Raw genomic sequence first — 12690 nt, 5'->3', positions numbered from 1 at the left:
ACCGGCATTCGGCGCTGGACGGCTTGGCGCGTATATAAGAACAGGCTGCGTGGCGCGCAAGCATTCTGCGCAAGGCGTTCACCATTCATCGCGGTTGATCGGATTCGGAACCGGCAGGCCCGTATTTTCCGGCCGTGATCCAGCCCGGCCCGGCCCGGCCCATGAACCTTTCCGCCTCACCTCGCGACTGACGCTCAGGTGCCGCGTGGTGCGGCCCCGGAAAGGAAAGCCCCATGACCACAGATCCAGAGACTCCACGGTCTCCGGGAACAGCAGGAGCTCAGCGCGACCATCGCCTTCGGGACTGGGTCGATGCGCTGGGCTCTTCGCTGGTTCCGTTGACCCTGCGCGGACGCAGGCGTATCGTGACGTTGAGGAAAGCAGACAATTCGATCAGGGATGAACGTGCCGGAACGCCGCGCCTTGCCCTGATTTGCGCGCCGGGACCGGATGTTTCTCCCATGACCTGTGGGGGGAGATCCATGTCTTGCGACCACGGCGCGTTCGTGCGCTCTCGTGCCGGCCGTTTGCGCCGCGCCATCCAGGCTGCCAGCGGATTGTCGATCTTGGCGCTCGCCGCTGGGCTCTGGCTCGGTGGCTCGGCCCAGGCTCAGGAAACCCAGATCATCTATCCCGGCTCGATGGCAGTGACCGGATTCTCCGGCACCGTCATTCCCAATTTCGAGGAAGGCCTGCCGCCGGGCGTCGATCCCGTCGACGAAACCTTCATCGACACGGCGCGCGCGACCTTGCGCGTCTTCGACGTCTCAAGGCTGGGCGGGCCGGCGTCTGGCCAATTGGTCTTCACCCCGCCACCGTTCGAGGTCACGGCCGGGCAAATCGGCCAGGTGTTCGGCATCACCTACGACGACGGCGTGCGCGACGGCGTTCCATCGGCCATTCCAAACCTCTATGCCGGCGCCACGTCGCTGCACGGCATCCGCATAGTCACGCCAGACGGCGACGCCGACGGCCGGCCGGAGCGGCAGCGCCGCGGCACGGCTGACGCGGTCTTCATGGACGGCCAGTTCGGCACCGAAAACGGCGGCGGCCCCGGAACGATCTGGAAGATCGACGGCATCACCGGCGCCGTCTCGAAATTCGCCGATATCGACGCCAATAGCGGTCCCGGCATCGGCGACGTCACTTTCGACAATATCCACCGCCAGTTCTTCGCCAGCGATCTCGACACCGGCCTCATCCACCGCATCGACGCCAATGGCGCGCTGCTCGACACGTTCGACCACGGCATAGCCGGCCGCCCGGCGCACGGGCTTGCCGCCCTTGCCGACGACGGCTCGGTGATTGACATCCAGGGTGCTGCCTTCGACAGCGAGGACCCCGACAGCTGGGGCTACACGCAGGACGAGCGCCGCGTCTGGTCGGTCGTCTATCGTGGCGGCCGGCTCTATTATTCGGTCGGTGATAAGGCGGAGATCTGGTCGGTGGGCGTTGCCGGCGACGGCAGTTTCGCCGGCGACCCGCGCTGGGAACTGACGGTCAAGGCCGACAAGGATTACGCGGTCACCGACATCGCCTTCGACAACGAGGGCTTCATGTACCTGGCCCAGCGCGGCCCGGTGGAGAACCGCTACGACTACAGCCAGTTCGCCGATTCCGGCAAGGGTGAGGTCATCCGCTACTGGCGCGAAAATCCGGACGATCCGGCGACGGAATCGGCCTGGGTGGAAGTGCCGCAGGAATATGCGGTCGGCTTCCCGCAAGACAACCGACAGCCGGCCGGCGGCCTCGACCTGCAATATGGCTACGATGCCGAAGGCAATCTCGATACCGGCGTCTGCACCGACACGCTGGTCGATACCGGCGACAAGTTGCGCGACAACCCGGAGCTTGCCGAACAACTCGCAGCCGGCGGGCCGCTCGCCGTGCACGGCGTGCAAATCACGCCGACGGCACTGGTCAAGCCGGCCAACATGCCGCCTTTCGGCTCGTGGTTCGTCGACTTCGACAATTATTTCGAAGACCCCGAAGTCGAAGGCCATGTCGGCGACGTCGAGGTCTGGCGCCCCTGCGAAGGCCGTGCCGGCTATTACGAGCAGGTGCCGGGCGGCTATCTGCCACCGTTCTATCCGCCGGACTTTCCGCCCGCCGGCAATCTGCCTCCTTGCCTCGATGTCGAGGATGTCAGGTATCTCTGCACGCCCTCCGGCCTCGAGGCCGATCTCTATCTCCATGACCATGCCGGCTTTGGCGGCGATTCGATCAAGGCTCTGTCCAGGACGCCTGGCGTTGGGGTGACTTCACCTCTGTCGCATGCGCCCGGTGCGCCATACACGATCGGCATCACCGGCCATTACCCTGGCGATACGGTCGATGTCGGGCTCTGCTTCTACAGGCAGTCCGATAGCGACAAGGGTGGCTACTACCCTTGCTGCAAGATGACCTTGCGGCTCAGAACCCCAGCCGTCAGCTGCGAACCGTGAGGAGGGGAAGATGAGCAATCTCGCATTTTTCCCGCCTGCGACAAGCAGCCAAACAACCGGCAAACAATCATTCGTCATGGAGACCATCATGAAACCCCTGTCACTCGCCAGGCGCGGCGCGCGCTGGCTGATGGCGGCCGGTATCGCGGTCGCCATGCTGAGCCCGCTGCAAGGCTTCGCTGAAGACCTTGCTCCGGCCAAGACCAAGCCTGCCGATGCGGTCACTGTCATTCCCGATACCAAGCTCGATTTCGACAATCCTCGTATCGTCAATCCGGAGCCGGGCCGGATCGTGCCCTTCTTCACCAAGAAAGGCACCCAGAGAGGCTGCGACTATGTCGTATATTCGCTGAGCTTTGGCTTGCGCGGCAATCCGCAGGGTTTTGCCAGCCCGGGCCTCGCCGCCATGCTGAAAAAGGTCAGGCTCGATTTCAGGGACCAGCTCCCGCACGGCCTGCGCGTCGTCGGCGTGCATGTGACCGGCGACGGCACCGATGCGTCCGGCGGACCGCTGCCCGGTGCTGCGATCAGCAGTTCGGCTGGCCCGGACGATACCGCGACGGTGTCCGATTTCCGGATTTCCGCCAGCGATCTCGACGGCATCGGCGCTGCGAACGAGCGCGTCATCACGTTCCAGATCACCGCCAAGATCGACCATGCGGCGTTTCCGTCGCCGACGATCGTTCACAACCAGGGCGTGGTCAACGTGAGCCGCGAACGCGGCGCCGGCATCGAAATCCCGTCGCAGGATCCGGGCAAGCCGGACGACGGCAATTATCTCACGGGTGCAAAGACCTCGATCAAGATCGACGTCACCAGGTGCAACCCGCCGCCTCCACCTCCCGGCAAGGAATGCTTCAAGGTGGAGCGCGGCACGGTCGATTGCTTGCCCGGCGGCGGCGCCTTCATCTACCACATGCCGGTCGGCCCAGAGATGGCCGGCAAATGGGTGCAGCTTTCGACGACGACACCCGGCATCACCATCATTCCCGACACGCAATTGGTGCCGGCCGGCGGCGGTGTGCTCAATTGGAAGATCGTCGGCGCTTCACCCGGCGACGTCATCCACATCATCGTCACCGGTATCGAAACCTATGCCGGCCCGAGGGAGGGCTGGGGCCTGTGCTGTACGCACACCATCGATATCGTCATCCCGCGTGATCAGCGCTGCCCACCGAAGGACCAGGAACCGGATCTGAAAGTCGAAAAGCGCGCCGACGTGCAACGTTGCACGATGGGCGGCGGCTGCGACTTCACCATCAGGGTCACCAATGTCGGCGATGCACCCTACCACGGCAAGATCGTGCTCGACGAAGTCACCCTGCCGGCCGGCTCCACCCTCGATTCAGGGCCGAACCCGCCTTGGGTCTGCGCGCCTGGAACCACCCCGATGATTTGCACTCATCCGGTGACCACGCTCAATCCGGGTGCCTCTGTCGACCTCAAGCTCGGCTTCAAGCCGGCCGCAGGCTGGCGAGGCAGCGTCTTGCGCAACTGCGCCACTTACAATTACGGCGCCAGCGGCAAGCCGCTTTTCGGCAGCCAGCAAAACGATCGCGGCTGTGCTTCGATCCCGGTCTGCCGGCGTGGCGATCGTGACCGCGACTGCCGGCCGCCGGTGGAAAAGAAGGTCGACCTGATCCTGAAGAAGCGCGCCCGCACCGAATTCTGTTCGGCCGATGGCGTCTGCACCTTCGTGGTCGACATAATCAACAATGGCAGCGTCCCCTATAATGGGCCGCTGACGGTCGTCGATACCTATCCGGGCGGCGCGCCGGCATCCTCGACCTTCGGCCCGACGCCGCCATGGACATGCGGACCGAACGGCCCCGGCCAGTTCCGCTGCGACAACGCCGGAATCGTGCTGTTGCCTGGCGCCTCGACGCCGATCTTCGTCAGGGCGGTGATGCCGGCCAACTACCGGCCCGACAGTGTCGAGAACTGCGCCGAGGTGAAGGCTATTCCCGGTGAGAACGACATCACCAACAACAGGGCCTGCGCCAAGGAACGCATCCGTCATCCGAATGGCGGCCAGCCGGCCCTGCGCATCACCAAGGTATGCAATGCCTCGCTGGCCGGTGCTGCGGTCGTTTCCTGCCGCATTACCGTCATCAGCCTCGGCACCATTGCCCCGACCGGTCCGGTACGGGTCAACGATGCCGCGACGCTGATAGCCGGCGGAGCGCCGGTCCAGATCCAGACCGTCACCCCAGACGGCGCGGAATGGGCTTGCGGACCGCTTCCGGCCAACACACTGTCCTGCCAGATTCCCGGCGCTGTTATGACGCCTGGAACCAGCCGCCATTTCGACCTGACGGTTGCCGCGAACGGCGAATTCGAGAACTGCGCACGCGGCTCCTACGGCCCGGCTCCGGGAGATGACATCGTCTATCCCATCGGCCAGGCCTGCGCCAAGGGCGGCGGCGCCTCGACCATTCGCGTCGAGAAGACCGGCGACGCCGAGTGCAAGCCCGGCCAGCCCTGCTCGTTCGAGATCACCATCACGAACGATGGGGCGAGCGCCTTCTCCGGCCCGGTTCGCATCGGCGATGCCATCGGCGTCGAAGGCCTCGGCCGGCTGGAGGGCGTTGCGATCACCTCGATCGATCCGCCCTTCGGCTGCTCGCCGGCGCCGGCAATCTTGCCTGCCTCCTGCATTGCCAATTTGACGATCGGCGCCGGGGAAAGCCACGTTCACAACGTGACCGTGGTGCTTCCCGACGACGGTCGCCTGGCAAATCTGCAGGGCACGGTCAATGGTCAGAACTGCGTCGGCGTGCTCTCTCCCGACACGCCGGTGCAAGGCGGTGGCGACGTGTTGTCCCGCGGTGCGGCCAACGTGCAGGGCGATCGCGGCAAGGCCTATGCCTGTCATCCCTTCACCATCAGGAATGAGGTGAAGAAGGAATGCTCGGCAGGCTTCGTCATGAATGACGCCGGCAACTGCGTCTGCCCGCCCGGCACGACCTTCCGCAACGGCCAATGCTCGTCCGGCGGCGGCACGGTCATCGTGCCGAAGCCAAAACCTTGCGTTCTGCTCAAAGGCCAGATCCGTACCGAAGACGGACGCTGCGTCTGCCCGCACGGAACCGAACTGGAGAACGGCGCTTGCGTGGGGAAAGAGCCGAAGCCCGAGCAGTGCACCATCCGTGGCCAGATCCACGACGCTGCTGGCGATTGCGTCTGCCCGCGGGGCACCGAAGTCAGAGGCAATGCCTGCCGGCCAATCCAGCCGAAACCCGAGCAGTGCACCATTCGTGGCCAGATCCACGACGGCGGTGGTGATTGTGTCTGCCCGAAAGGTACGGAAGTCAGAGGCAATGCCTGCCGGCCAATCCAGCCAAAACCCGAGCAGTGCACCATTCGGGGCCAGATCCATAACGCCGCTGGCGATTGCGTCTGCCCGCGGGGTACGGAAGTCAGGGGCAATGTCTGCCGGCCGATCCAGCCGAAGCCGGAGCAGTGCACCATCCGCGGCCAGATCCACGACGCCGAGGGCGATTGTGTCTGCCCGCGGGGTACGGAAGTGCAAGGCAATGCCTGCAGGCGCAAGAAGCCTGTTGTGGTGGAGTGCTCGATACCTGGTCAGATCCACAACAAGCGTGGCGTCTGCGTCTGCCCGCGTGGGACAGAGCTGCGCGACGGCGCCTGCCGCAAACGGCGGCTGGAGTGCGCACCGGGCGCGCGGCCGATTAATGGCCAGTGCCAGCCGATCCGCAAACCGAGCCTGCTGCTGAATCCAGATGTTCTTCAGCAGCTGCCAAGGCGCAAGCCGCAGCTCGAGCAATAGGATCGCGCGCGAACTTCAAACGGTGATCATTCGATCAAGAAAACCCCGCCGGAGCGATCCGGCGGGTTTTTCTTTGGCTGGCAGATGAAAGAGCAGCGAAAACCTGAAGCCGTGGCATCAGCGGAAGGACAAACCGGCTTCCACTTTCCGGACTCGACTCATGGTCTAGGCAGGCGATACAGAGGGGCCGTAAACCGAGGTGTTCGGGAAGACCGCGTCATGAGCAAAAAAACCCTGATCGCGCCATCGGTGCTGGCTTCCGATTTCTCGAAGCTCGGCGACGAGGTCGAGGCGGTGGCGGCCGCCGGCGCCGACTGGATCCATCTCGACGTCATGGACGGGCATTTCGTCCCCAACATCACCTTCGGGCCGCCGGTGATCAAGGCGATCCGCAACCGCACCAAGGCCTTCTTCGACTGCCATCTGATGATCGCCCCCGCCGACCCCTATCTGACCGCCTTCGCCGAGGCCGGGTGCGACGGCATCACGGTGCACGCCGAAGCCGGGCCGCATCTCGACCGCTCGCTGCAGACGATCAAAAACCTTGGCAAGAAGGCCGGTGTGTCGCTCAACCCGGCGACACCGGAGACGATGATCGAATACGTGCTCGACCGGCTCGATCTTATCCTGATCATGACGGTCAATCCGGGCTTCGGCGGCCAGGCCTTCATTCCGGCGATCGTAGACAAGGTGAAGCGGGTGAAGGCGCTTATCGGTGACAGGCCGATCCGGATCGAGATCGACGGCGGCATTTCGCCGGAAACTGCGCCCCTGGTCACCGCCGCCGGCGCCAGCGTGCTGGTCGCCGGTGCGGCCATCTTCAAGGGCGGCAGCGTCGAGGCCTACCGGGCAAATATCGAGGCAATCAGGGCGGCGGCGGACAAGGCGGCCGGCTGACCGCCGCCGTTCGGCCGGAGACAGCCGCTCGGGGGGACTTATGAGCAACCATCTGTTCGATGCTTTCCGTGCCCGGATGCCCACGCCCGGACGCCTTTTGATGGAGGCAGAGGACGGGCGCTCGATCAGCTATGGCGAAATGCTGGCGCGCTCCGCTCAACTGGCACATGTGCTGTCGCAGCTGGGCGTCGAAGCCGGCGACCGCGTCGCCGTTCAGGTCGAGAAGAGCCCGGAGGCCATTTTCCTCTATCTCGCCTGTCTGCGTGCCGGCGCGATCTTCCTGCCGCTCAACACCGCCTATACGCTGACCGAGCTCGACTATTTCTTCAGGGATGCCGAGCCGCGACTGATCGTCTGCGACCCGGCGCGAGCGGGCGAGATCGGCCCCTTGGCGCAGGCCTCGGGCGCTGCGGTCGCGACACTCGGCAGCAAGGGCGAGGGTTCGTTGACCTATCGCGCCTCTGAGGCGGCCGTGGACTTCCACGACGTGGCGCGCGGACCGGACGACCTTGCTGCGATCCTCTACACCTCCGGCACCACCGGCCGTTCGAAAGGCGCCATGCTCAGCCACGAAAACCTCGCCTCCAATGCGCGGGTGCTGGTCGACCTCTGGCGCTTCACTGCCGCAGACGTGCTGATTCACGCGCTGCCGGTTTTCCACACGCATGGCCTTTTCGTCGCCACCAATGTCGTCCTGATGGCCGGCGCCTCGATGCTGTTCGAAACCAAATTCGACCCGGCCCGCATCGTCTCGCTGCTGCCGCGCGCCACCGTGCTGATGGGCGTGCCGACATTCTACGTCCGCCTGCTGCAGCAGGACGGTTTGAACCGGCAAGCGGCGAAAAACATCCGCCTGTTCATTTCCGGCTCGGCGCCGCTTTTGGCCGAGACGCACAGAGCCTGGCGAGAGCGCACCGGCCACGCCATCCTCGAGCGCTACGGCATGACCGAGACCAACATGAACACGTCGAATCCATACGAGGAAGAGCGGCGAGCCGGCACGGTTGGCTTCCCCTTGCCCGGCGTCTCCCTGCGCATCGCCGATCCCGATGTCGGCGAAACACTTGCCCGGGGCGAGGTCGGCATGATCGAGGTCAAGGGCCCGAACGTCTTTTGCGGCTACTGGCGCATGCCGGAAAAGACAAGGGCCGAATTCCGTGACGACGGTTTCTTCATCACCGGCGATCTCGGGCTGATCGATGCCGACGGCTATGTCCACATCGTCGGCCGCGGCAAGGACCTGATCATTTCCGGCGGCTACAATATCTATCCAAAGGAAGTCGAGAGCGAGATCGACGCGCTGCCTGGCGTCGCCGAAAGCGCTGTCATCGGCGTTGCCCATCCGGATTTCGGCGAAGGCGTCACCGCTGTCGTGGTGAGGGCGCCGGGCTCGACCATCAGCGCCGCAGGGATCGTCGAGGCCATCGCCGGGCACCTCGCCAGGTACAAGCATCCGAAATGGGTGATCTTCGTCGACGAACTGCCGCGCAACACGATGGGCAAGGTGCAGAAGAACCTGCTGCGCGAAGCCTACAAGGACCTCTATACGTCCAAAGCCGGCTAACCCTAACGAGCAGGGCTGCCTGCAAAAACCTTGGCACCATCGATCCAGACGCTTTTAATGTCCAGATCGTCCGACAGCGAAACGATGTTGGCCGCGGTACCGTTGGCGAAGCGCCCGAACCGGTGCGACTGGCCGACCGCCTGCGCCGGATAGAGGGAGGCCATGCGCAAGGCTTCGTCGAGGTCGAGGCCGACGACGCGGTGCATGAAGCGCACCGCGGAAATCATATCGAGATCCGCGCCCGCCAGCGTGCCGTCGGCAAGTGTCAGCCTGCCATCCTTGCGGTGGATGGTGCGGCCGTTCAGCGTGAACGAGGTCATGTCGGTGCCGATCGTCGCCATGGCATCGGTAACGAGCAGGATCTTGCCCGGCCCCTGCTTGGCGCGCAAGGCGATGGCCATGGTGGCCGGATCGACATGGATACCGTCGGCGATGATCCCGGCATAGAATGTGCCGGTATCGATTGCGGCGCCCGCTAGCCCTGGCTCGCGATTACCGATCTGGCTCATAGCATTGAACAGATGGGTGACCACCGTTGCGCCGGCCTCGGCAAAGGCGCGAGCCGTGGCATAGCCGGTATCGGAATGGCCGATGCTGACGACAATGCCGGCCTTGCTAAGCGCCGACACCTGGCTGGGCTCGACGGATTCGGGCGCCACCGTCGTCAGCAGCACGGGCAGGTTTTTCCGTGCGGCGATCAGCATCGTCTGGTCGGAGTCTAGCATCGGCCGGATCAAAGCCGGGTCATGTGCGCCCTTGCGGGCGATCGACAGATGCGGCCCTTCGAGGTGCAGGCCCAGGAACCCCGGCACCTTCCTCCGTGCCGCCTCGGCTCCGGCCGCAACCGCCGCGGCGGTGATCTCGGACGTGTCGGTGATCAGCGTCGGCAACAGCGCCGCCGTGCCGAAGGGTGCGTGCGCCCGGCAGATGGTCTCGATCGAGGCGACGTCCGGATGGTCGTTGAGCATGACGCCGCCGCCGCCATTGACCTGCAGATCGACGAAGCCAGGCGCCAGCATGCCGCCGCCGGTCTCGATACGCGCAACATTGGATGGAATGGCGCCGGCGGCAACAATGGCCTCGACGAGGCCGTCGCACACGAGCGCCGCATTGTCGTGCCAGTCGTCGCCATCGAAAATCCGGGCGCCAGTCAGGGCAAAACGGTCGCTCATAGGGTTTCCGTTACTTTGCGCAGATTGGGCGGCGTGTCGGGGTCGAGGCCGCGATGGCGGGCAAAAGCCTCGACGAAACCATAGAACGACACGATCAGCGTCAGCGGGTCGGTCAGCGGATGACCGGTTGCGACATGCGGCAGGCGCTGAGCGCTCTTTGCCTTGTTCGACGTCACAAAGACGGCAGCGCCCTTGCCGGCCAGGCTGTCGGCGGCATCGGCCACCGATGGCTCGGACGCATCGCGAGCAGCCAGAGCCAGCACCGGGAAACCGGGACCGACCAGCGCCAGCGGGCCGTGCATGACCTCGGCGGCACTATAGGCTTCCGCATGCATGGCGCAGGTTTCCTTGAATTTCAGCGCCGCCTCGTTGGCGATCGCCGCCGACGGGCCGCGGCCGAGAATGAACAGCGATTTCGGCGTCTCGAGTGCCCCAGCCAGCGCCATCCAGTCGCAGGCGATCGCCTTGCGAAAATGCTCCGGCAAGCGCGCGAGCGCCACCAGGAGTTTCTCGTCGCCGGTGCAATGCGCCATCAAGGCGAGTCCTGCGACGGCTGAATTGACGAAGGTCTTCGTCGCCGCGACGCTGCGCTCCGGTCCGGCCAGGATGTCGATCGCGTAGTCCGAAGCCCGCGCCAGCGGCGAATCGGCGGTGTTGGTGATGGCGACGGTCAGCGAACCGCCGGTCCTCGCCGCTTGCGCCATTGCAACGATGTCCGGGCTCTTGCCGGACTGCGAGATCGCCAGGCAGGCCGAGCCGCCCAGCTTCAGCTTGGCGCCATAGATCGAGGCGATCGACGGGCCGACCGATGCAACCGCCAGCCCGGCGGTCAACTCCACGGCATATTTCATGAAGGTTGCGGCATGGTCGGACGAGCCGCGCGCCACGGTGACGACGAAATTCGGGTCGCGCTCGCGAATGCCGCGTCCAGCTTCCGTCAGCACCGCGGCCGAGCCATCGAGCAGACGGGCGGTGGCCTCCGGGATCTCCTCGATCTCGCGCCGCATATGGGTTGTTGTCGCGGTCATGGCCGGCCCTCTTCGCCCGGCCCGCTCAGCCGGAGTTCGGCGACAAAATCATAGGCGTCGCCCCTGTAGATGGAGCGGGTAAACTCGATCACCTTGCCGCTCGCCAGATAGGAGATACGCTCGATGTGCAGGCCGGCAATGCCCGGCGGTACTTCCAGCAGATGTGCGTCGCCATCGCCGAGGTTGGTGGCGGAAATGCGCTGCACCGCCCGCACCGGCCTGTTGCCGGTCTTTTCCAACGCGGCGTAGAGCGACGAACCAATCGCCGCCGGATCGGGCAGCACGCTTGTCGATAGCGAGGCGCGCTCGATCGCCAGCGGCGTGTCGTTGGCGATACGAAGGCGCGCCACGCGCGCAACCAATTCGTTCGACGCCAGGCCGAGCACCATCATCTCGTCGGGCGACGGCGGATAGAGGCCGCGGTCGAGCCAAGCCGAACGCACCGCCATGCCGCGCCGCGCCATGTCTTCGGTAAACGAGGTCAGCATCGACAGCGACTGCTCGACGCGCTCCATGCGCGGCGCAACGAAGGTGCCGGAACCATGGCGCTGGACGAGGATGCCGCCTTTGACCAGGTCCTGCACCGCCTTGCGCACGGTGACGCGCGAAATGTCGGCCTTGCTGGCGATGTCGCGCTCGGAAGGCAGCGCATCGCCAGGTCCGATCAGCCCGCGTTTGACCGCATCCTCGATGCTCTTCCTGAGCTGCAGATAGAGCGGCGCGCCACTCTGCGACGATTGTTTCAGCGCCGCGAATATCTGGTCGGCGGCCTCGCTCATCGAGCTGCCTCCGCCGTGTTTGCGAAAATCCGAACCGCCATCTGCACCGCGCCGCCCAGCGCGTCATCGAGCGGCGGTTTCAGCAGCGCCCGGTAGCGGGCCGACAGGCGCGGCGCATAAAGCGGCGCCAGCCCGCCGAGCAGGCAGAGCGGATCGTCGCCGCCGAGGTCGAGCACGCCAAGCGCTGCCTCGACATCGGCGACCGCCTTGTCGAGGATCCAGATAGCGACGGCGTCGCCTTTTTCGGCATGTTCGAACACCTTGGGCGCGAAGCCGCCGAAATCGCCGGGCTTGGCATTGGTGGTGAATTCGACCACATCCTCGGGATTGTTGCGGAAAATGGCGAGCATGGTCTCCGTCAGCGGCGATCCCTGGCGGATGCCGTCATAGGCGAGCAGCGTCTGCTCGAGCAGGTCGCGGCCGATGCGGGCGCCGCTGCCCTGGTCGCCGACCTGGAACCCCCAGCCGCCGATGGCGCGCGACTTGCCTCGTCTGCGCGCCATATAGGCGGTGCCGGTGCCGAGTATGGCCATGGCGCCGTCGCCGGAGCCAACCGCGCCTTCCAGCGCGATCTCGGCGTCGGTCTCGACACGGCTGATGCGAAACGGCAGGATCGCTTCGAGCTGCTGCCGGTAGGTGCCGACATTGGCGCCGGCAAGACCGAGAACGGCCGGAGTTTGCGGGATCTGTGCGGGATCCCTGCCCGCGGCGACAAAGGCCTGCTGCGCTGCGTCGACGATGTTCGTCCTGGCGCCGGTGAGATCGGTTCGGATGTTGGCGGCACCGCCTTTGGCGCGGCCGAGGACGCTGCCGTCGGCCGTTGCAAGGGCCGCCCTGCAGCTGGTGCCGCCGCCATCGATGCCGAGCACGAATTTCACGCGATTTCTCCTCCGGGCGGATAATACCAATAAAATACCAATAGCCAAGGATTAATTTCCGTTTCAAAAAAGTTAAGGCGTAGTTTGTTGGAAAATCAGCCAATTTCGTTCGCAAGCCTGCACCGCCGCAAGGATTTC

The 12690-nt window shown here is 65.0% G+C and carries 8 protein-coding genes; 4 read left to right on the top strand and 4 right to left on the bottom strand.

All coding sequences use genetic code 11. The annotated features are described in order from the left end of the window. Positions 1-482 precede the first annotated feature (482 nt). From NKI70_RS19135 to NKI70_RS19120, 4 genes are all read left to right on the top strand, one after another. Positions 483-2444, top strand: coding sequence for a hypothetical protein (locus NKI70_RS19135; protein ID WP_352724820.1), 1962 nt, complete (start codon positions 483-485; stop codon positions 2442-2444). A 10-nt stretch (positions 2445-2454) separates the two neighbouring features. Then, positions 2455-6234 (top strand): DUF7929 domain-containing protein, encoded by a 3780-nt coding sequence (locus NKI70_RS19130; protein WP_352697361.1) that lies wholly within the window; start codon positions 2455-2457, stop codon positions 6232-6234. 219 nt (positions 6235-6453) lie between these two features. Next, positions 6454-7131 carry a ribulose-phosphate 3-epimerase gene (gene rpe, locus NKI70_RS19125; protein WP_352697359.1) on the top strand — a complete coding sequence of 226 codons (678 nt, stop codon included), beginning with the start codon at positions 6454-6456 and terminating at the stop codon, positions 7129-7131. A 40-nt stretch (positions 7132-7171) separates the two neighbouring features. Then, positions 7172-8695 carry a malonate--CoA ligase gene (locus NKI70_RS19120; RefSeq protein ID WP_352697357.1) on the top strand — a complete coding sequence of 508 codons (1524 nt, stop codon included), beginning with the start codon at positions 7172-7174 and terminating at the stop codon, positions 8693-8695. Between the two features lie 2 nt (positions 8696-8697). Here the strand turns inward: NKI70_RS19120 and nagA are convergent, their stop codons facing one another. Genes nagA through NKI70_RS19100 form a run of 4 tightly spaced genes read right to left on the bottom strand, consistent with a single transcriptional unit; the run spans position 8698 to position 12552 of the window. Beyond that, complete coding sequence (nagA, locus tag NKI70_RS19115; RefSeq protein WP_352697355.1) at positions 8698-9867, bottom strand: N-acetylglucosamine-6-phosphate deacetylase; 1170 nt, start codon at positions 9865-9867, stop codon at positions 8698-8700. Next, positions 9864-10895, bottom strand: a complete 1032-nt coding sequence (locus NKI70_RS19110) for an SIS domain-containing protein (RefSeq protein ID WP_036239401.1) — start codon at positions 10893-10895, stop codon at positions 9864-9866. Before NKI70_RS19110 ends, nagA begins: the two co-directional genes overlap by 4 nt. Continuing rightward, a complete protein-coding gene (locus NKI70_RS19105) occupies positions 10892-11674 on the bottom strand; it encodes a GntR family transcriptional regulator (RefSeq protein ID WP_023679844.1) in 783 nt (260 codons plus the stop codon). The genes NKI70_RS19110 and NKI70_RS19105 overlap by 4 nt, the downstream gene beginning before the upstream one ends. Further along, a complete protein-coding gene (locus NKI70_RS19100) occupies positions 11671-12552 on the bottom strand; it encodes a glucosamine kinase nucleotide-binding domain-containing protein (protein ID WP_352697354.1) in 882 nt (293 codons plus the stop codon). Before NKI70_RS19100 ends, NKI70_RS19105 begins: the two co-directional genes overlap by 4 nt. Positions 12553-12690 lie beyond the last annotated feature (138 nt).

The sequence above is a fragment of the Mesorhizobium sp. M0500 genome, assembly GCF_040321165.1.
Lineage (GTDB): Bacteria > Pseudomonadota > Alphaproteobacteria > Rhizobiales > Rhizobiaceae > Mesorhizobium.
Note: the sequence above shows the minus strand (reverse complement) of the source record. Positions and strands in the feature narration are given on the sequence as shown.

Coding starts and splice junctions, on each gene's coding strand:
- NKI70_RS19105 (WP_023679844.1), bottom strand. CDS start 11,674: ATGAGCGAGGCCGCCGACCAGATATTCGCGGCGCTGAAACAATCGTCG.
- NKI70_RS19130 (WP_352697361.1), top strand. CDS start 2,455: ATGAGCAATCTCGCATTTTTCCCGCCTGCGACAAGCAGCCAAACAACC.
- nagA (WP_352697355.1), bottom strand. CDS start 9,867: ATGAGCGACCGTTTTGCCCTGACTGGCGCCCGGATTTTCGATGGCGAC.
- NKI70_RS19135 (WP_352724820.1), top strand. CDS start 483: ATGTCTTGCGACCACGGCGCGTTCGTGCGCTCTCGTGCCGGCCGTTTG.
- rpe (WP_352697359.1), top strand. CDS start 6,454: ATGAGCAAAAAAACCCTGATCGCGCCATCGGTGCTGGCTTCCGATTTC.
- NKI70_RS19120 (WP_352697357.1), top strand. CDS start 7,172: ATGAGCAACCATCTGTTCGATGCTTTCCGTGCCCGGATGCCCACGCCC.
- NKI70_RS19110 (WP_036239401.1), bottom strand. CDS start 10,895: ATGACCGCGACAACAACCCATATGCGGCGCGAGATCGAGGAGATCCCG.